This is a genomic window from Actinomadura sp. NPDC000600, from assembly GCF_040492135.1.
Taxonomy (GTDB): Bacteria; Actinomycetota; Actinomycetes; order Streptosporangiales; family Streptosporangiaceae; genus Spirillospora.
This window is the reverse complement of record NZ_JBEUPD010000025.1, coordinates 74,357-93,711: the sequence shown is the minus strand read 5'-3', so window position 1 is coordinate 93,711 and position 19,355 is coordinate 74,357. Positions and strand designations below refer to the sequence as shown.

Here is a 19,355-nt window from a genome sequence, read left to right as displayed (position 1 = left end):
CGTTTCTGCGTGCGGACTACTTGCGGAGCAGGTTGCGCAGGACGTACTGGAGGATGCCGCCGTTGCGGTAGTAGTCGGCCTCGCCCGGGGTGTCGATGCGGACGACGGCGGTGAACTCCTTGCCGTCGGCCTTGACGGTGACCTCCTCCGGGATCCCGCCCTCGTTGAGCGCGGTGACGCCGGTGATGTCGAACGTCTCGGTGCCGGTGAGGCCGAGGGACTCGGCGGACTCGCCCTCCTTGAACTGCAGCGGCAGGACGCCGAGACCGATCAGGTTGGAGCGGTGGATGCGCTCGTAGGACTGCGCGATGACGGCGCGGACGCCGAGCAGCGCGGTGCCCTTGGCCGCCCAGTCGCGGGACGAGCCGGAGCCGTACTCCTTGCCCGCGATGACCACGAGCGGGGTGCCCTGCGCCGCGTAGTTCTGCGCGGCGTCGTAGATGAACGACTGCGGCGCGCCGTCCTGGGTGAAGTCGCGGGTGTAGCCGCCCTCGACGCCGTCCAGGAGCTGGTTGCGCAACCGGATGTTGGCGAACGTCCCGCGGATCATGACCTCGTGGTTGCCGCGGCGCGAGCCGTAGGAGTTGAAGTCCTTGACGGCGACGCCGTTGTCCTCCAGGTACTGCGCGGCGGGCGTGCCGACCTTGATGGACCCGGCCGGGGAGATGTGGTCGGTGGTGACCGAGTCGCCGAGCTTGGCGAGGACGCGGGCGCCGTGGATGTCGGCGACCGGCGCCGGCTCGGCGCCCATGCCGTCGAAGTACGGCGCCTTGCGGACGTAGGTGGACTGCTCGTCCCACTCGAACAGGTCGCCGGTCGGGATGTCGAGGCCCCGCCAGCGGTCGTCGCCCTTGAAGACGTCCGCGTAGCTCTCGGTGAACATCTCCTGCCCGATGGACGACTCGACGATCGAGGCGACCTCCTCCGGCGCGGGCCAGATGTCGGCCAGGCGGACCGGGCCGTCGGCGCCCTCGGCGATCGGGTCGTTGAGGATGTCGATGTCCATCGTCCCGGCGAGCGCGTAGGCGATGACCAGCGGCGGCGACGCCAGGTAGTTCATCTTCACGTCGGGGCTGATGCGGCCCTCGAAGTTGCGGTTGCCGGACAGGACCGCGGTGACCGCGAGGTCGTTGTCGTTGACGGCCTTGGAGATCTCCGGCTGCAGCGGGCCGGTGTTGCCGATGCAGGTGGTGCAGCCGTACCCGACCAGGTTGAAGCCGATCTTGTCGAGGTACGGGGTGAGGCCGGCGCGCTCCAGGTAGTCGGTGACGACCTGGGACCCGGGCGCGAGGGAGGTCTTCACCCACGGCTTGCGGGTCAGGCCCTTCTCCACCGCGTTCTTGGCCAGCAGCGCCGCACCGATCATCACGTACGGGTTGGACGTGTTGGTGCAGGAGGTGATGGCGGCGACGGCGACGTGGCCGTGGTCGAGCTCGAACTCCGTCCCGTCCTCCAGCGTGACCGGGACGGGGTTGTGCGGGCGGCCGGAGCCGTTGGTGCCGTGCGGCCGCGGCTTGTCGCCGTTGGAGTCGTGGCTGATCGCCGGGGAGTCCGAGGCCGGGAACGACTCGCTGGAGGCCTCGTCGGCCGAGCCCTGGATGCTCTCGACGTAGTTCTGCACGTCGCGGCGCCAGGTCTGCTTGGCCTCGGACAGGGAGATGCGGTCCTGCGGGCGCTTCGGGCCGGCCAGCGACGGGACGACCGTCGCGAGGTCGAGCTCCATGTACTCGGAGAACTCGGGCTCCACCGACGGGTCGAGCCACAGGCCCTGCGCCTTGGCGTAGGCCTCGACGAGCGCGATCTGCTCCTCGTCGCGGCCGGTGAGCCGCAGGTACTTCAGCGTCTCGTCGTCGATCGGGAAGATCGCGCAGGTGGAGCCGAACTCGGGGCTCATGTTGCCGATCGTGGCGCGGTTCGCCAGCGGCAGCGCGTGCACGCCCTCGCCGTAGAACTCCACGAACTTGCCGACGACGCCGTGCTCGCGCAGCATCTCGGTGATGGTGAGCACGAGGTCGGTCGCGGTCGTGCCGGCGGGCAGCTCGCCGGTCAGCTTGAAGCCGACGACGCGCGGGATGAGCATCGAGATCGGCTGGCCGAGCATCGCGGCCTCCGCCTCGATGCCGCCGACGCCCCAGCCGAGCACGCCGATGCCGTTCTCCATCGTCGTGTGCGAGTCGGTGCCGACGCAGGTGTCGGGGTAGGCGACCCCGTTGCGGTCGAACACGACGCGGGCCAGGTGCTCGATGTTCACCTGGTGGACGATGCCGGTGCCGGGCGGGACGACCTTGAACTCGTCGAACGCCGTCTGCCCCCACCGCAGGAACTGGTAGCGCTCCTTGTTGCGCTCGTACTCGCGCTGCACGTTGCGCTCGAACGCGTCCGGCGAGCCGAAGTAGTCGACGATCACCGAGTGGTCGATCACCATCTCGGCCGGCGCAAGCGGGTTGATCCGGGTCGGGTCGCCGCCGAGGTCCCGCACCGCCTCGCGCATCGTGGCAAGGTCCACCACGCACGGCACGCCGGTGAAGTCCTGCATGATCACCCGCGCGGGGGTGAACTGGATCTCCTTGCTCGGCTTGGCCTTGGCGTCCCACTGCGCGAGCGCGCGGATGTGCTCGGCGGTGACGTTCGCACCGTCCTCGGTGCGCAGCAGGTTCTCCAGGAGCACCTTCAGGCTGTACGGGAGACGGGCCGAGCCCTCGACGGCGTCCAGCCGGTAGATGTCGTACGACCTGTCGCCAACCTGCAGCTTGTCAAGGCTGCCGAAGCTGTTCGCGGACACGGACTCCTCCTCCGTCGCCACCGCGCGTCGGGTCCGGGACATGAGCGCGCGGCGCTGGGTTGATCTTCAGTACGGCCCGTCCCCGAGGCCGACGCGGGACGGCGCGCGGCGGGACGGGAGCTTCGTCTCCCTTGATCCTGCCTTAGTCGGACTCCTGACCGGGAATCAGGGCCGCCTAACTTCCGCCTCTTTTCTCTTGACGTCAAGCTATCTCCAATTTATCTCGACATCAAGCTACTTGCGCCTCGTACGACAGCGCTCGACGAGCCCTCGGGGCGGGCAGGTGTGAGCCGGTCGTCCTCGGACCGATGAGTTCCGCCGCCCCGCATGGTCTCTTTCACAACACGTCAGCATGGGTGATACGAGGCCCGGAGAGGACGCACCATGACCGCGCAGACGAAGAGCACACCGCTCGACAAGGAATTCACCGAGACCCTGCGGAAGAGCCCCGCCAAGGGCGGCTGGACCTACGTCGTCTGGCCCGAGTCGGCGGACTTCTTCGGCACCCGCGGCCTGGTGAAGGTCAAAGGAACCGTCGACGGGCACCCGTTCCGGGGCTCCTTCATGGCGCTGGGCGACGGCAACCACAAACTCGCCGTGAAGGCGGAGCTCCTCAAGACTCTAGGCAAGGAGGCGGGCGACACCGTCACCGTCAACCTCACCGAGCGCCTCGGCTAGGGCGCCATGTGCCCGGCAACAGGAACGGGTGCGACCGGAGAGGTCCCGCTGGCTATGCGTTCTCTGCGGTGAAGGGGTAGCCGACGTTGTCGAGCGTTTCGGTCAGGGAGGTGAGGTCGGTGTCCGGGTTGAGCCGCCGGACGAGGTCGGCGGTCACGGGCCGGTGTTCGAAGATCTCCCTGACGGCGGCCGGGTCGAGGGAGACCTCGAAGTAGTCGGTGGCGTAGGCGCAGTAGGCCTCGGGAGTGCCCTTGGCCAGGAGGTCGAACAGCCAGTCCGATCCGTCGGGGGCCCCGCTCCGCCCCTCCTGTGGCGGGTACTCGATGTCCCCGGTCCTCCAGGCCGGATCGTCGTTCAGGCGCCACAGGCAGACGGTCGCCGTCAGAAACGGTCCTGCGCCCCCGTCATGGCAGAAAGCCGGTTCGGTGACTTGGGCGGCGAACTGCTCCGGGACCGACTCGACCAGGCCGGGCCAGAGCTCGTAGTCGTCGTCGGCATACGGACTCATCTGCGACTCGTGGTCGAACCCGCGGATGAAGGCGCCGGCGGGGGTGAAGACGATCGAGTACTCGTCGCCGCTTCCGTTGTCCATCGAGGCGAGTTCCTGGCCCTCGGCCCACCGGCCATCGAAGGTGTAGGTGGCGTAGCCTTCCGGGCTCAGGATCGCGTCCAGGACGGCGAAGGACTGGCTCAGCGCCCGGACGGTAGCGATGGACGGGAGACGCTGGGCGAGATCTGCGGCGGTCATGGCCGCATTCAAACAGTCGCGCCCGACATGCGACCCTGGCCCTTCCCTCCGGGGCCGTCTCATCGTTGCGGCGCGGCGGCTCACTGCCGGTCGGGGCGGACGATGCGCCAGGCACCGGAGGGAGTGACCCAGATCAGCAGACCGGGCCAGATCTGGAAGAGCTTCCAGTCGTGACGCTGCTTGAGCCTGTGGTGGCGTCTGCAGAGCGGGGCCAGGTTGCAGCGGCAGGTGATGCCGGGCCGCCACGGCACGGTGTGGTCGAGGTCGCAGCGGTGCGACGGCTGGTTGCAGGTGGGGAACACGCAGGTCTCGTGGCGAGCCTCGACCTCTCGGCGCACCTGGGCAGGCGGCCGGTAGCCGGGCCGTCCGTGGCTCGGCTGATCACCTTGGCAGGCCATGTCACGAGCCTCGGCCAGCCGATGGTGGATGCGTTGCGCGGCCCCTCCGACAGCGGCGCGCCTGTCCTCGGGCCGAGCGCGCTCACTGGCATCGGCCAGAAGCCCCCCGACGACCCCGGCCAATGAGGCGACCGCCGCATCCACACCGCCATCGTCGTCGTCCAGACAGGCGGAAGCACTGCGAACGGCGTAGCCGGTGGAACCGGCCCTGGCGCGGACAATCCCCGCACCGGTGACACCGGAGCCAGTGACCTCGGCACCGCTGCCCTCAATGCCACTGACCTGACCGCCGGTGACCTGACCGCCAGCGGACTCGGTGCCAGCGGACTCGGTCCCAGTGCCCTGAACGCCGCCGACCTCAGTGCCACCGACCTGAACGCCAGTGGCCCCGGCGGCAGCGGTGGCAACGGGGTCGGGGGCGGGAGACTGGGGGGCGGTGCAGGCCTGGGTGAGGACGGCTCGGATGGCTTCGGGGAGGTCGGTGCCGTGGAGCAGTTGGAGGGCCAGGTCGGCGCGAATGGCGCTGAGCGGGCGGGGGTCGCCCTCGGCCTTCAGGCCGAGGGCGGCGGCGGTGATCTTGTTGTAGACGGCGTGGGCGTCTTCGACGGCCAGATCGCACAACGCCAGATCAGCGGTACCGGACGGGTTCTCCCACAGTTCCATCCGTCGCCTGCGCACAGCCTCCCGTTTGCGTTCCTCGATCGACTCGGGAGCCAGCCGTTGGGCGATGCGCTTGATACGGCGGCGCAACTGGCCGGTGGTCTGGTCGGACGCCTTCTCCAGCGCGGCGGCTTCGACCAAATCGGCGACCTGGCCGGGAAGGCCGTCGGTGGTGTCGCAGATGACGCGGGCTTTGGCCAGGTCGATCCGTCCGGCTTCGAGTGCCGCGCCGGTCGCGGCCAAGGGCCCGGTGAGACGGTCGGCCAGGTGCACAAGGGTGGCGGCGGCGTTGCCGGTGACCGTCAAAGCGACGGCGACCTCTTCGATGACCGACTCGTGCGCGGACAGGAAGCGGTGGTCGAGCTGGTCGTCGCTTTCCGCGTCCGTGCGGCGCCGGTGGAGTTCGGCGATGGCGGCCAGTTCCCGCGCCTGCGCCCACGAAGCATGCCGCCGAGCGGCTTTGGCGACTTCGAGCAGCTCGTCATCGGCGAGATCGGCCAGCCGCTCCTTTTGGCCAGAGAGCCGCACGACCGGCAGGCACCCCACCCGCTCGTCCCATTCCCGCTCATGCTCGACCGTCGCGGCGGACATCAACACGAAACCTCACCCCCTTAATCCCCACCCCAATTTTATGCCACATTCACCTCAACAGCTTGCGCCAATTCAGACATGCCACGCCATCATCACATCTTTTCTCCGACTTTCTTTAATCAACAAGAAGCACCACAGCCACCTTCAGAGAACCGCCCCACCAGCCGCCACCTAGGCGCCTACCAGCCGCGCGCAGCGCGGCAAGAGCAGAAACCACGCACAGACCATCACGACAAAACCCGACCTCACCCCAACGACCGCAACCAACGTGACAGCAACCGGCAGCAAGACAAAAAAGCGAGACAACCTACGGAAGGCACCTCAGCCACCGACCCACCAGCACCACACCAATACCGAGAGAAAAGAGACGCCAGCCACGCACCCGGCCTCAAAGGAACGTGCCACAGAGAGACCACCACAGGCCCCCACGTCACACCAAGCGACGATCAACGGCAAAATGGTTCACATCAAGAGATCGAGGGAGACCATGGGCATTGGCTGGGTGATCGAGTGAACGCACTGCAAGAGGCGACCCAAAAGGGATACGGCATTCTCCTGGATTGGTGAGCCGTCCCCGACGGCAACCCATGATTAGACCCCGCCGAGCCCCGCAACCCGGCCCCCATTTGCCCGGCGCAACAGAGACGGGTGCGGCCGGAAGGGGTTCCGGCCGCACCCGCCCTCATGCTGCGTTGCTCTACTTGAGCCAGAGGATCCACGGCGGGTAGCCGAGGTCCTGCGTGCACTTGTAGGAGTTGAACCCCTCACGCACGTACTGCTGCCCGGCGTCGATGCACTTGGACTTGCTGGTGTAGCGGCCGTAGGACTTCCAGTCGGCGGCATGGGCGGGCACGCTCATGCCGCAGACCGCAGCGACGGCGAGCCCGACGCCGACGGCTGACCTGCGAAGGCGCATATGCATCCTCCTCCCTCTGGGGGGCGGCCGAAATGATCTTCGGCGCGATGGGTCCACGATGCGCTCAAGATCCAGTTCGCGCAAGAGGTCCAATGACACCCGTTTTGGATCATGGATTCCTGCCGAGAACGGGGTCTCCGCATGGTCATCTTCCGCCATGCCGCCCCCGCTCCCGGTCCCGGCCCCAGCCCCGGGTCCCAGCCCCGGTCCCGGTCTCGGTCCCGTCAGAGAGAGTTCCAGAAGGAACAGTTGCTGGTCTCGGTGGTGTCGGTCGGGTGGATGCCGCCGGAACCGGGCGCCAGGTACAGGACGTCGTCCGGCGAACGGAAACGGGGCCAGTCAGGGGCTTGGCGCGCCATCGGCCTGCCGTTGCGGGCGAAGGACGTCCAGTAGCCCACCATGGCGTCGGAGAGCCGCTCCTGCGGCGGCTTCAGGTCGCCGTACAGGCCGGGGAACAGGTAGGTCAGCTCGCTCGTGTGCTCGGCCCCCTCCTCGAAGCCGGGGACGTCGAGCAGCGGTGGAGCGCCGCGGTCGGCGAACTGGTACGCGTACACCGGGACGCCCGCACGCTTGAGCAGGCGGAACGCGTCCTGGTGCGCGCAGGCCGACACCAGTTCGTTGGAATCGGTCTGGAGCGCCGCCAGCGCGAGCCTGGGTTCGGGGTAGTCCGCCGCCGGGTAGCGGGCCAGGATCTTGTCCGCGTCGGCGCCGTAGGTGGAGCGGACGAAATCCTCGTACTCCGCCGCGGTGATCGGGTTCGGGAAGCCGAGGGAGACGAACAGGCGCATCTCGTCCAGCGTGTTGCCGTGCATCACCGGTACCCGGTTGATGCGGCCCCGTTCGATCGCCTGCGCGGGCTCCAGCGGCAGGACGCGGTCGCCGCCCGCGACAGGGCCCACTTCCGTCGCCTTGGCCTCGAAGGTCTCCAGCAGCGTCTTGACGGGCAGCGCGCGCAGGCACGCGGCATCGGCCGGGGCCGAGCCCTTGTCGCACCCCATGGCCTTGCCGATCGCCGCCCCTTCGGCCTCGGCCGAGGCCTCGGTGCGGACGGGTGCGGTACAGGTGTAGCTCTGCGCGATGACCTTGTGGAACAGCCCCGCGGCCGTGGGCGAGGCGAGGTTGGCGCAGGTGTCCGCGCCACCGGCGGACTCGCCGAACAGCGTGACGTTCCCGGGGTCCCCGCCGAAGGTCTCGGCGTTGCGCCGCACCCAGCGCAGGGCGGCCTGCTGGTCGAGCAGGCCGTAGTTGCCCGCCTGGTGGCCGCGGTCTGCGCCGGTCTCCAGGGACGGGTCCGCGAGCCAGCCGAGCGGGCCGAGGCGGTAGTTGATCGTGACGACCACGACGCCGCCGTTCACGGCCAGTTTGGCGGCGTTGTGGATGCTCGCGGTGCCGGTCGTGTTACCGCCGCCGTGCACCCACACCATTACGGGCAGTCCGTGCCGGCGATTCGCGCGATCCGGTGTGGTGACGTTCAGATGGAGGCAGTCTTCTTCGTAGCTCGTCTCGCCGCCATAGGGGGCGGGGAGTTGCGCGCATTGGCCGCGCGGGGAAGTGGCGTCGTAAACGCCCTTCCACGCGCGCGCCGGCTGCGGTGGCCTGAAGCGCAGGCCCCCGGTCGGCGGTGCGGCATAGGGAATGCCTTGGAACAGCCGGTAGCCGTCTTTGACCAGGCCTCGCACCGGCCCGAGGTCGGTGCGGACGACGGCGGACGAATCCGGTGCCCGGTGCTGGGCCGCCGCTGGAGCCGCACCTCCGAAAACGAGGGCGGCCACGAGTAGCGGAATGGTTCTGAGCCTCACAGGGTCCCCTTTCAGCGCGACTCTTTCCGACACCCCCGATGCCCGGTCCGCCGAAGCAGGGCCCCGGAAACCCGGTCGCCGAGAACCGGGTCCCCGAGAACCCGGTCCGCCGGACCAGATCCCCGATCTTCCTGATCAAAAGGAGAACTTGATCCGGAAAGGGAGGCAAGCGCGCGACCGGCAAATCGTCCAGTATGTGGTGATTTCGTTGTCCGCCCGTGACAACGAAGGACGGCGCCGTTCAGAATCCCGAGGACCCGGCACCATCGGTGAACGCGCGGCTCACCAGCGCTGACGCGCCTCCTCGGCCCACCCTGTGAGGCCGTCCACGTCGATCCACGTGCCGTCGTCGCTCTGGACGCGTCCGCTGAAGTGCCCGAAGCACTGATGCGTCTCGGTACCGACGACGCCCAACTCGGTACGCGTGGCCTTCTCATGGAACGGCCGGAACTCGACCTCGACGCGCGGCCCGCGGATCGTCCACGGGCGCAGCCAGTCGGCGCGGTCGTACGACCAGTCGAGCTCCTCGCCGATCTTGTGGAGCCGGCCGTCCACGAACAGCGCGTTCTCCGTCATGCCCGTGCCGTCGGTCCACTTGCCGCCGAACTGGAGAGCCAGGCCGGGCCCGCACGCCGCCGCCCAGTTCCACGTCATCCGGTACGGCCACTTGCCGCGCCCGTGGTCGAGGACGGCGAAGGCGCCCTCCCCGATCTCGTGGTCGCCGGACGGGAGCCGCAGCCGCCCCCGGACGGGGCGCCCGAGGTCCTTGACCGTGTACTGGAACCGCCGGTCGCTCCAGGGGACCACCACGCCGAGCGACTCGTGGCCGTCCGGCAGCGGGATCCGGACGTCCAGGTCCACCAGTCCGGGGACGAGCGCCCGCACGCGCGAGCCGGACGGGTCCTGCCGGACGCCGACCGCGAACCCCGCCCCGCGCACCGACGCCTCCCCCTCGCCGCTGCGGTCGGGGAACACCGCGCCGCGCGCGAACGGGACCACGCCGTCCCTGGAGGTCTCCTCGCCGGTCGCGCGGTCCAGCACGTACACGCCGTGGACCGCGGCGTAGTCGAGCGACGAGGCGACCAGCCCGACGATGTGCCGCGGGGTGACGATGCCCCAGTACTCCCAGCGCTTGGCCCGCCCCCAGCCGCGCAGGTTCGCGCGGTGCAGCGGGCGGCGGGTCCAGCCGACCGCCGCGGGGTCGAGGCGTCCGTCCGGCGTGCACAGGTCGACGGGCTCGGTGATCTCGCGCTCATGGGTCGGCATGCCCCGAGGCTACCGAGCGGGCCCGCGCGGCCCCGCGTCCCCCGGAACGGTTCAGCCCCGGACACGCCGCCGTTTAAACAAGCCCATACCTCGGCCAGAGTTTCTCTCGTGCCGGACCGGTCGATGTCCTCTAGGTGATCATTGAACCGCCCTGGAGCGCCGAGGAGCACGACCGTGCGCTGGACCGGCTCGCCGCGCGGGAGAACTTCCCGGTGGCGGCGCGGGTCCTGCCCGCCCGGCACCGCGCCGCCCTGCGGGCCGTCTACGGCTTCGCGCGGCTCGTCGACGACATCGGCGACGAGGCGCCGCCGGAGCAGCGGTCCAAGCTGCTCGGCCTCGTGGACGACGACCTGGACCGCGTCTTCGCCGGGCGGACGCCCGTCCTGCCGCAGCTTCGGAGGCTCGCGGGGACGGTGCACGCCTACCGGCTCCCAGAGGACCCGTTCCGCGACCTCGTGCAGGCGAACCGGCAGGACCAGACCGTCCACCGGTACGAGACGTTCGCCGACCTCAAGGGGTACTGCGCGCTGTCCGCCGCGCCGGTGGGACGCATCGTCCTGCACCTGTTCGGCGCGTACACGCCAGGGCTGGCGGCCGCGTCCGACGACGTCTGCGCGGCGCTGCAGATCATCGAGCACGTCCAGGACGCCGGGCAGGACTACCGCGCCGGCCGGATCTACCTGCCCGGCGAGGACCTGCGCCGGTTCGGCTGCGCCGAGGAGGACCTCGCGCGGCCGGTGACGCCGACCCGGCTGCGCGGCGTTCTGGCGCTGCAGGCAGGCCGCGCCCGCGAACTGCTGGACGGCGGCGCCGTGCCCCTGATGTCGGGCCTGACGGGATGGGCGCGCATCGCCGTGGCGGGCTACGTGGCCGGCGGGCGCGGGGCGCTGTCGGCTCTGGAACGCGGGCGGTACGACGTGCTCGCGCATGCGCTGCGTCCACGGCGGGCCACGCTGCCGGCCGGGTGGGCGCGGGCCCTTGGAAGGAGGGGGCGATGACGGTTTCGGAGGCGTGCGAGCGTTCCGACCGGGTTGTCGAGGCGTACCGGCACTGCGAGCGGGTGGTGCGCGAGGAGGCGCGCAACTTCTCCTACGGGATCCGGCTGATGCCGGCGCCGAAGCGGCGGGCGATGAGCGCCGTCTACGCGTTCGCGCGCGGCATCGACGACATCGGCGACGGCCCTGAGCCGGCGTGCGTGCGGCTCGACCTGCTGGACCGGTCGCGGCAGCGGCTGACGACCGTGCAGGAGGTGCTGCGGCGGCGCGTGGACGTCCGGGCGCTGGAGGGGCATCCGGTGCTGACCGCGCTGGCGGACGCGGCGAGCCGCTTCCCGATCCCCCTGGAGGCGTTCGAGGAGCTGATCGACGGCTGCGAGGACGACGTGCGCGGCGCCGACTACGAGACCTTCGACGACCTGCTGCGCTACTGCCAGCGGGTCGCGGGCTCGGTCGGGCGGCTGTCGCTCGGGGTGTTCGGGGCCGAGGGCCGGCAGCGGGCCGAGGGCCTCGCCGACTCGCTCGGCGTCGCGCTGCAGCTCACCAACATCCTGCGCGACCTGCGCGAGGACCGGCTGGCCGGGCGGATCTACATCCCGGCCGAGGACCTCGCACGGTTCGGCTGCACGCTGCAGCTGGACGAGTCGGGCGCGTTCGTCGACCCGCCGTGGCGGCTGGGCGAGCTGATCGGCTTCCAGGCGGAGCGGGCACGGGCCTGGTACGCCGAGGGCCTGCGGCTGCTGCCGCTGCTGGACCGGCGCAGCGCGGCGTGCACGGCGGCGATGGCCGGCATCTACCGGCGGCTCCTGGAGAGCATCGCCGCGAGCCCGCAGATCGCGCTGAACGCGCGGATGTCGCTGCCGACTTGGCAGAAGGCCGTGGTGGCGGCGCGCGCGCTGTCGGGGGTGGAGCGGTGAGCGTCGTCATCGTGGGCGGGGGGCTCGCGGGCATCAGCGCGGCCATCGCGCTCCAGGAGTCGGGCGTGCCGGTCACGCTCCTGGAGTCCCGGCCGTGGCTGGGCGGCGCCACGCACTCGTTCGGACGGGGCGAGCTGAGCGTCGACAACGGCCAGCACGTGTTCCTGCGGTGCTGCACCGCCTACCAGGGGCTGCTGCACCGGCTGCGCGCCGACCACCTCGTCGACGTGCAGGACCGGTTCGACGTCCCCGTCCTGCGCGCGGGCGCCCCGCCGGCGCGGCTGCGCAGGTCGGGCCTGCCGAGCCCGCTGCACCTGCTGCCCGCGCTGGCCCGGTACGCGCCGCTGCCGGCCGCCGACCGGCTGCGGGCCGTGCGCGCCGCCGCGGCCCTGCGGCGCCTCGACCCCGACGACCCGGCGCTCGACCAGGTCTCCGCCGGGGCGTGGCTGGCGCTGCGCGGGCAGCGGCCGTGGGCGCGGGAGGCGCTGTGGGGGCTGTTCCTCACGTCCGCGCTGAACGCCGAGGTGGACGACGCCGCGCTCGGGCTGTCGGCGATGGTGTGCCGCCGGGCCCTGTTCGGACGCCCCGACGCGGCCGACATCGGGCTGCCGCTCGTCCCGCTGGAGGAGCTGCACGGCGGCCCGGCGCTGCGGCGCATCGCGGAGATGGGCGGGACCGTCCGGCTGAAGGCGAGGGTCGAGGCGGTCACCGCCGACCCGAAGGTGGTCGTGGACGGGGCGCCGATCGCGGCGGACGCGGTGATCATGGCGGTGCCGCACGAGGCGGCGGCGCGGCTGCTGCCGATCGAGGCGCTGCCCGACCCGCTGCGCTGGCCCGAGCTGGACGCCAGCCCGATCGTGAACGTGCACGTCGTCTACGACCGCACGGTCATGGACGCGCCGTTCGCCGCCGCCGTCGGCTCGCCCGTCCAGTGGGTGTTCGACCGGACGGCGGTGAGCGGGCTGCGCCGCGGCCAGTACCTCGCGGTCTCGCTGTCGGCCGCCGACCGGTGGATCGACATGCCGACCGCCGAGCTGCGCTCCCGGTTCCTCCCGGAGCTGCGGCGGCTGCTGCCCGCCGCGTGGGGCGCGGAGGTCCGGGAGGTGTTCGTGACGCGGGAGCGGCGCGCGACGTTCCGGCAGCGCCCCGGCAGCGGAGCCGCCCGGCCGGGCGCGGCGACGCGCGCGCCGGGCCTGTACCTGGCCGGCGCGTGGACCGACACGGGCTGGCCCGACACCATGGAGGGAGCAGTGCGCAGCGGTCTCACCGCCGCCCGCCTGGTCCGCCGCCACCTGGAGAAGGTGAAGGACCGATGACGGCCGTGCCCGTTTCGCTGACCGATGTCCGTGAGCTGGTCGACGGCGCGCTGCGCGCCGCGGTCGGGCGGCTCGACCCGCGCACCTACCGGGTCGCGGCCTACCACCTCGGCTGGACCGACGAGGAGGGCCGCCCCCGCAAGGCGCCGGCGGGCAAGGCGCTGCGCCCGGCGCTGGCGCTGCTGTCCGCGCGCGCCGCCCTGGCGCCCCCGGAGAGCGGGCTGCCGGGCGCCGTCGCCGTCGAGCTGGCCCACGCGTTCTCGCTCCTGCACGACGACATCATGGACCGCGACCGGACGCGCAGGCACCGCCCGGCGGCGTGGACCGTGTTCGGCGAGGCGTCCGCGATCCTCGCCGGCGACGCGCTCCTCGCGCTCGCGGGCGAGGTCCTGCTGGAGGCGCCCGGCCAGGGCTCGGCGCGGGCGGCGCGCGCGCTCGCCGGAGCCGTCCGCCGCCTGGTCGCCGGGCAGTCCCTCGACATGGACTTCGAGACGCGCAGGCAGATCAGCGTGGACGAGTGCGTCGCGATGGCGTCCGGCAAGACCGCCGCGCTGCTCGCGTGCTCGTGCTCGATCGGGGCCGTCCTGGACGGGGCGTCGGATCGGCTGTGCACGGCGCTGGAGGCGTTCGGCGAGGACCTCGGCCTCGCGTTCCAGCTCGTGGACGACCTGCTGGGCATCTGGGGCGACCCGGCGGCCACCGGCAAGCCCGCCCAGTCGGACCTGCGGTCCCGCAAGATGTCGCTGCCGGTCGTCGCCGCGCTGAACTCCGGGACCCCGGAGGCGGCGCGGCTGGCCGAGCTGTACGCGCGGCCCCTTCCGGCCGACGAGGAGCCCGCCGAGGAGGAACTGGCCGAGGCCGCCGCGCTGGTGGAGGCGGCGGGCGGGCGCGCGTGGGCCGAGATGGAGGCCGAGAGCCGCATCCAGCGCGCCGCCGAGCACCTGCTCGCCGCGCGGCTGCCGGACCCCGTCCGCACCGAGTTCCTGCACATCGCCGACTTCGTCACCCGCCGGGACCACTGATGACGACCACAGAGCCCGCCACAGAACCGGTGCCCGCCACAGCACCGGCACCCGCCACAGCACCGGCACCCGCCACGGAGACGCCGCCCGCCGCAGAGGCGATGCCCGCACCGGCGCCGGACGCCGGTGGGCCGGGCAGGCTCAGGACGGCGGCCGAGGCGCTGGCGGCCGCTCGCGACCACCTGCTCCGCCTCCAGTCGCCCGAGGGCTGGTGGAAGGGCGAGCTCCAGACCAACGTGACGATGGACGCCGAGGACCTGCTGCTGCGCGAGTTCCTCGGCATCCGCGACGAGGCGGACACCTTCGAGGCCGCGCGCTGGATCAGGTCGCAGCAGTCCGCCGACGGCACCTGGGCGAACTTCCACGACGGCCCGCCGGACCTGTCCACGACCGTGGAGGCCTACGTCGCGCTGCGGCTCGCGGGAGACCGGCCGGACGAGGGCCACATGGTCCGCGCCGCGGCCTTCGTACGCAGCGGGGGCGGCATCCCGGCGACGCGCGTCTTCACGCGGTTCTGGCTGGCGATGTTCGGCCGCTGGCCGTGGGAGGAGCTGCCGGCGCTGCCGCCGGAGATGGTGCTGCTGCCGCGCTGGTTCCCGCTGAACGTCTACGACTGGGCGTGCTGGGCGCGGCAGACGATCGTCCCGCTGACGGTGGTGGCCGCGCTGCGTCCCGTCCGGCCGCTGCCGTTCGCGCTGGACGAGCTGTACCCCGACTACGACGTCCCCCATGACGGCGGGCAGGGCCTGTCCGGTTGGGACGCGGCGTTCGGGGCGCTCGACAAGGCCCTGCACGTGTACGAGCGGCGCCCGGCGAAGGGGCTGCGCAGGGCCGCCCTGCGCCGCGCCGCCGAGTGGATCATCGCGCGGCAGGAGCGGGACGGGTCCTGGGGCGGGATCCAGCCGCCCTGGGTGTACTCGCTGCTCGCGCTGCACCTGCTGGGCTACGGCCTCGACCACCCGATCGTCCGGCGGGGCCTGGACGGGCTGGAGCGGTTCACGATCCGGGACGCCGGGGGCCGGCGGCTGGAGGCCTGCCAGTCCCCCGTCTGGGACACCGCCCTCGCGATGAACGCGCTGGCCGACGCGGGCGTGCCCGCCGGGCATCCGGCCCTGGAGCGGGCCGCCGAATGGCTGATCCGCGAGGAGGTGAAGGGGCCCGGCGACTGGTCGGTGCGGCGTCCCGACCTGCCTCCGGGCGGCTGGGCGTTCGAGTTCGACAACGACTGCTACCCCGACACCGACGACACCGCCGAGGTGATCCTCGCGCTCGGCCGCGTCCGGCACCTGGCGGCCGGGCCGGCGATCGAGCGGGGGCTGCGCTGGATGGCGGGGATGGCCTCCCGGGACGGCGGGTTCGGCGCGTTCGACGCCGACAACACCCGCGCCCTGTGCCGCCGGCTGCCGTTCTGCGACTTCGGCGAAGTGATCGACCCGCCGTCCGCGGACGTCACCGCGCACGTCGTGGAGGCGATGTCGCACCGCGGCATGGCCGACTCCCCGGTGGTCAAGCGGGCCGTCGTGTGGCTGCTGAAGGCGCAGGAGCCGGACGGGTCGTGGTTCGGCCGCTGGGGCGCCAACCACGTGTACGGGACGGGCTGCGTCGTGCCCGCGCTCATCGCGGCGGGCGTCCGGCCGGGCAAGCGGGCGATCCGCGACGCGGTCGGCTGGCTGGAGCGCCACCAGCGCGACGACGGCGGCTGGGGCGAGGACCTGCGCTCCTACCGGGACCGGACGTGGATCGGCCACGGCGTCTCGACGCCGTCGCAGACCGCGTGGGCGCTGCTCGCCCTGCTGGCAGCCGGGGAGCGCGGACCGGCCGTCGAGCGCGGGGTCCGCTGGCTCGTGGAGCACCAGCGCGCGGACGGGACCTGGGACGAGGACCACTTCACCGGCACCGGGTTCCCGGGCGACTTCTACATCAACTACCACCTGTACCGGATCGTGTTCCCGCTCTCGGCGCTCGGCCGGTACCTGAAGGAGATCTCCTAAATGGCGATGCCACTGCGCCAGAGCCTGCGCGTCGGCGGCTACGTGCTGCGCAACAGGCTCGCGGGGCGGACGAAGTATCCCCTGATCATGGAGCTGGAGCCGCTGTTCGCGTGCAATCTGGCGTGCGCGGGCTGCGGGAAGATCCAGCATCCGGCGGACGTGCTCAAGCAGCGGATGCCGGTCGAGCAGGCGGTCGCGGCGGTCCGCGAGTGCGGCGCCCCGATGGTGTCGATCGCGGGCGGCGAGCCGCTGATGCATCCGCGGATCGGCGAGCTGGTCGCCGAGCTGGTCCGGATGAGGCGGTACGTGTTCCTGTGCACGAACGCCGCGCTGATCCCCAAGAAGATCGATCAGTTCCGGCCGTCGCGCTACTTCGCCTGGGCGGTGCACATCGACGGGCTGCGCGAGCGGCACGACGCGTCCGTCTGCAAGGAGGGCGTGTTCGACCAGGCGGTGGACGCGATCAGGATGTGCCAGGAGCGCGGGTTCCGGGTCACGACGAACACGACGGTGTTCAACACCGACACCCCGCAGACCGTGATCGACGTCCTCGACTACCTCAACGACGAGCTGCGCGTCGACCAGATGATGATCTCGCCCGCGTACGCGTACGAGAAGGCGCCCGACCAGGACCACTTCCTCGGCGTGCAGGAGACCCGGAGCCTGTTCCGCAAGGCGTTCGCCGACGGCCGGCGCAAGCGGTGGCGGTTCAACCACTCGCCGATGTTCCTGGACTTCCTCGAAGGGAAGGTCGACTTCCCGTGCACGGCGTGGGCCATCCCGTCGTACTCGCTGAAGGGCTGGCAGCGGCCCTGCTACCTGATGGACGACGGCTACGCCGCGACCTACCAGGAGCTCCTGGAGGAGACCGACTGGGACGCCTACGGGCGGGGCCGCGACGACCGGTGCGCGAACTGCATGGCGCACTGCGGCTACGAGCCCACCGCCGTGTTCGCGACGATGGGCTCGCTCAAGGAGTCGCTGCGCGCCGTGCGAAGCGTGTGATCAGGCCCGCCCGGCTTCTGAGCAGGCGGGACGTGTGATCAGGCGGGACGTGTGATCAGGCCGGGCGTGTGAGCAGGCCGGACGTGTGATCAGGCCGGACGTGTGATCAGGCCGGGCTTCTGACCAGGCCGGGCGTGTGATCAGGCGGGGCCTTCCCGGAGCTCCTCGATCACGTCGTGGACGGCGTCCATCAGGGCGTCGGCGTCCTCCGTCAGGCCGGGGTCGACCGAGAGGCCGAAGCACAGGTCGCCGTTGACGCCGAGCCCGGCGATCGCCAGGGGCGTGCCGGGGGCGAGCGGGACGATCGGGTACACGGCGGTGATCGGGGCGCCGCACAGCCGCAGTTGCGCGTCGGGCCCGGGAAGGCTGGACACGGTGCCCTGCAGGAACCGGCCGCTGTAGGACATGCGCGCGAAGCGGGCGTGCAGCGGGGGCGGCATCAGCCGTCCGGCCTGCCACATGACGAACCACGCCGCCTGGGCCCGCGTCCCGGAGCGCAGCACCCGGCCGCGCTCGGCGATCAGCGCGAGCCGCTCGGTCTCGGTCATCTTCCCGATCGGCAGGTCCACCATGACGGCGGTGGTGTGGTTGCCCACCATCGCGCTGCCCGGGGGCCGCATCATCAGCGGGACCGCGACGCGGCACGTGCCGGGCCGGCCGTCCTCCTCGCTGACGCTGCGGTTCAGGGCGCCCGCGACCGCGCACAGCACGACGTCGGTGACCCGTGTGCCGTAGCGGCGGGCCACGTCCCGGACCATGCCGAGCGGCAGGACCATGGTGCCGAACCGGCGCTCGCTGGTCCCGGAGGCGGGCAGCGGCTCGGGCCTGCCGACGGCGGTGGCTAGCTGGCCGACGCCCACCACGGTGGCGAGCGCCTTGCGGAACGGCGCCCGGGGAGGCGCGGCGACCGGCTCGGGCGGCGGCTCCATCAGGTGGACGGCCTGCGCCACGATGCCGACGCCGTCGGCGACCACGTGATGCATCATGTAGGCGACCGCCGTGCGGCCGGGCTCGGCGCCCTTGAGCACGACCATCCGCCAGGGCGGGCGGTCCAGCGGCAGCATCTCGGACTGGAGCCGGGCCACCTCGGCGCGCAGCCCGTCCATGCCGTCCACCTGCTTCTCGGCGACGTGCCACTCCCAGTCGACCCGGTCCTGGTCGCGCCAGACGGGACGGCGCCAGCGCCCCCGCCGGACGAGCCGCTGCCGGAAGCGGGGCAGCCCGTCGAGGCGCTCCTCGATCACCCGGACGAGGTCGGCGCGGCCGACGCCGGCCCGCGAGGTGTCGAGCATGATGACGCCGCCGGCCTGCTGGGGCGCCTCGGGCGTCTCCACCGCGAGGAAGAACGCGTCCGGGCCCTGGACGCGCCCCGCGGGCGGGGCCGCGCGGCGCTCGGCGAGGTAGACGGGCACGACGACGAACGGGATCGCCGCCACGGCGTCCAGCAGGTAGTGGTTCGCGGTCGCCAGGATGACGTAGAGGGTGACCAGGATGTGCACGGTGTTCAGCCCCTGCACCCAGCGCTTGGCCTTCACCCGTGCGAGCTCGACGCCGACCCACAGCGTCCAGGCCATGTGCAGGGACGGGACGGCGGCGAACTCGTCGGCGTGCTTGACCAGCGGGGAACCCCACGACCCCCAGGTGCGGCCGTTGGCGACGGTGTCGACGAAGCCGAGATCGGTGTGCATCAGCCTGGGCGGCATGACGGGGTAGAGCGCGAAGCACGCGAGGCCGGCGAGGTTGAGCATGACGAAGGCGTTGCGGGCCGTGCGGTACCGCTCGGGGTGGCGCAGATACAGCCACACCAGCAGGGCGAGCGCGCTGGCGACGTAGGTGATGGCGTACTCGTAGTTGGCCAGGACCCGCAGGACCGGCTGCCCCGCCAGCCAGCCGTTGAGGGTCGGCTCCACGTCGAGGTGGAGGGCGCGCTCCAGGGCGTACAGCGACTCCCCGTGCCCGCGGGCCGCGGTCGCCCTCGCCTGCTCGGGAAGGATCGCCACCAGTGCGTAGAGCGCGAAAAGCGCCAGGCCGAGCACGAGCTCGTTCCCGGCGCGGAGCCTGGTACCCGTGACGCCCGGGGTGAAGGCCGCGTCCTGCGCGGCGACCGCTTCCTGTGTGCCCATCGTCCCCTCGCCACGGTGGTACCCAGACACGCGCCGCCTCAGACGGCCCCGCGCCCGGCATTCGGAGACCCGCTCCGGCCGGTTCCGGCGGACTCGCCGGATCGTGCCGGAAATCGGGGAACCATCTGGCCGATCCGTACGTCTTCGA

14 protein-coding genes are annotated in these 19,355 nt (G+C 71.7%); 7 read left to right on the top strand and 7 right to left on the bottom strand.

Features of this window, described 5'->3' with window-relative positions; genetic code table 11:
• Positions 1-16: 16 nt before the first annotated feature.
• On the bottom strand, positions 17-2,782 hold the full coding sequence (locus tag ABWI07_RS30250; protein WP_353820604.1) for an aconitate hydratase: 2,766 nt from the start codon (positions 2,780-2,782) through the stop codon (positions 17-19).
• A gap of 384 nt (positions 2,783-3,166) precedes the next feature.
• Here ABWI07_RS30250 and ABWI07_RS30245 point away from each other — a divergent pair, with 384 nt between their 5' ends.
• Positions 3,167-3,460, top strand: coding sequence for a DUF1905 domain-containing protein (locus ABWI07_RS30245; RefSeq protein ID WP_149264828.1), 294 nt, complete (start codon positions 3,167-3,169; stop codon positions 3,458-3,460).
• A gap of 52 nt (positions 3,461-3,512) precedes the next feature.
• Here ABWI07_RS30245 and ABWI07_RS30240 read toward each other — a convergent pair whose 3' ends face one another.
• The 5 genes from ABWI07_RS30240 to ABWI07_RS30220 all read right to left on the bottom strand — a co-directional run bounded on the left by ABWI07_RS30240 (position 3,513) and on the right by ABWI07_RS30220 (position 9,838).
• Positions 3,513-4,208, bottom strand: coding sequence for a hypothetical protein (locus ABWI07_RS30240; RefSeq protein ID WP_149264827.1), 696 nt, complete (start codon positions 4,206-4,208; stop codon positions 3,513-3,515).
• Between the two features lie 80 nt (positions 4,209-4,288).
• Entirely contained in the window at positions 4,289-5,857 is a 1,569-nt protein-coding gene (locus tag ABWI07_RS30235) for an HNH endonuclease signature motif containing protein (protein ID WP_353820602.1), read from the bottom strand.
• Positions 5,858-6,554: 697 nt separating this feature from the next.
• Positions 6,555-6,773 (bottom strand): hypothetical protein, encoded by a 219-nt coding sequence (locus ABWI07_RS30230; protein ID WP_149264825.1) that lies wholly within the window; start codon positions 6,771-6,773, stop codon positions 6,555-6,557.
• A gap of 224 nt (positions 6,774-6,997) precedes the next feature.
• The gene (locus ABWI07_RS30225) at positions 6,998-8,545 is read right to left on the bottom strand and encodes a carboxylesterase/lipase family protein (RefSeq protein ID WP_353820601.1); all 1,548 of its coding nucleotides are present in this window, start codon (positions 8,543-8,545) and stop codon (positions 6,998-7,000) included.
• A 309-nt stretch (positions 8,546-8,854) separates the two neighbouring features.
• Positions 8,855-9,838, bottom strand: a complete 984-nt coding sequence (locus ABWI07_RS30220; RefSeq protein ID WP_353820600.1) for a DUF2804 domain-containing protein — start codon at positions 9,836-9,838, stop codon at positions 8,855-8,857.
• A gap of 134 nt (positions 9,839-9,972) precedes the next feature.
• Between ABWI07_RS30220 and hpnC the strand changes: the two genes are divergently transcribed.
• Genes hpnC through hpnH form a run of 6 tightly spaced genes read left to right on the top strand, consistent with a single transcriptional unit; the run spans position 9,973 to position 17,084 of the window.
• Positions 9,973-10,836 carry a squalene synthase HpnC gene (gene hpnC, locus ABWI07_RS30215; RefSeq protein WP_353820599.1) on the top strand — a complete coding sequence of 288 codons (864 nt, stop codon included), beginning with the start codon at positions 9,973-9,975 and terminating at the stop codon, positions 10,834-10,836.
• On the top strand, positions 10,833-11,750 hold the full coding sequence (hpnD, locus tag ABWI07_RS30210; RefSeq protein ID WP_149264821.1) for a presqualene diphosphate synthase HpnD: 918 nt from the start codon (positions 10,833-10,835) through the stop codon (positions 11,748-11,750). Before hpnC ends, hpnD begins: the two co-directional genes overlap by 4 nt.
• Positions 11,747-13,066 (top strand): hydroxysqualene dehydroxylase HpnE, encoded by a 1,320-nt coding sequence (gene hpnE, locus ABWI07_RS30205; RefSeq protein WP_200842448.1) that lies wholly within the window; start codon positions 11,747-11,749, stop codon positions 13,064-13,066. The genes hpnD and hpnE overlap by 4 nt, the downstream gene beginning before the upstream one ends.
• Positions 13,063-14,088, top strand: a complete 1,026-nt coding sequence (locus ABWI07_RS30200; RefSeq protein WP_149264820.1) for a polyprenyl synthetase family protein — start codon at positions 13,063-13,065, stop codon at positions 14,086-14,088. Before hpnE ends, ABWI07_RS30200 begins: the two co-directional genes overlap by 4 nt.
• Positions 14,088-16,079 (top strand): squalene--hopene cyclase, encoded by a 1,992-nt coding sequence (gene shc / locus ABWI07_RS30195; protein WP_235037435.1) that lies wholly within the window; start codon positions 14,088-14,090, stop codon positions 16,077-16,079. Before ABWI07_RS30200 ends, shc begins: the two co-directional genes overlap by 1 nt.
• The gene (hpnH, locus tag ABWI07_RS30190) at positions 16,080-17,084 is read left to right on the top strand and encodes an adenosyl-hopene transferase HpnH (protein WP_149264819.1); all 1,005 of its coding nucleotides are present in this window, start codon (positions 16,080-16,082) and stop codon (positions 17,082-17,084) included.
• A 140-nt stretch (positions 17,085-17,224) separates the two neighbouring features.
• Here hpnH and ABWI07_RS30185 read toward each other — a convergent pair whose 3' ends face one another.
• The gene (locus tag ABWI07_RS30185; protein WP_353820598.1) at positions 17,225-19,207 is read right to left on the bottom strand and encodes a bifunctional phosphatase PAP2/O-acyltransferase family protein; all 1,983 of its coding nucleotides are present in this window, start codon (positions 19,205-19,207) and stop codon (positions 17,225-17,227) included.
• Positions 19,208-19,355: the final 148 nt, after the last annotated feature.

What these genes read in the sequence shown, in the direction of transcription:
- ABWI07_RS30245 (WP_149264828.1), top strand. Translation starts at nt 3,167, where the DNA reads ATGACCGCGCAGACGAAGAGCACACCGCTCGACAAGGAATTCACCGAG.
- ABWI07_RS30240 (WP_149264827.1), bottom strand. Translation starts at nt 4,208, where the DNA reads ATGACCGCCGCAGATCTCGCCCAGCGTCTCCCGTCCATCGCTACCGTC.
- ABWI07_RS30235 (WP_353820602.1), bottom strand. Translation starts at nt 5,857, where the DNA reads ATGTCCGCCGCGACGGTCGAGCATGAGCGGGAATGGGACGAGCGGGTG.
- ABWI07_RS30230 (WP_149264825.1), bottom strand. Translation starts at nt 6,773, where the DNA reads ATGCGCCTTCGCAGGTCAGCCGTCGGCGTCGGGCTCGCCGTCGCTGCG.
- ABWI07_RS30220 (WP_353820600.1), bottom strand. Translation starts at nt 9,838, where the DNA reads ATGCCGACCCATGAGCGCGAGATCACCGAGCCCGTCGACCTGTGCACG.
- hpnD (WP_149264821.1), top strand. Translation starts at nt 10,833, where the DNA reads ATGACGGTTTCGGAGGCGTGCGAGCGTTCCGACCGGGTTGTCGAGGCG.
- ABWI07_RS30200 (WP_149264820.1), top strand. Translation starts at nt 13,063, where the DNA reads ATGACGGCCGTGCCCGTTTCGCTGACCGATGTCCGTGAGCTGGTCGAC.
- shc (WP_235037435.1), top strand. Translation starts at nt 14,088, where the DNA reads ATGACGACCACAGAGCCCGCCACAGAACCGGTGCCCGCCACAGCACCG.
- hpnH (WP_149264819.1), top strand. Translation starts at nt 16,080, where the DNA reads ATGGCGATGCCACTGCGCCAGAGCCTGCGCGTCGGCGGCTACGTGCTG.
- ABWI07_RS30185 (WP_353820598.1), bottom strand. Translation starts at nt 19,207, where the DNA reads ATGGGCACACAGGAAGCGGTCGCCGCGCAGGACGCGGCCTTCACCCCG.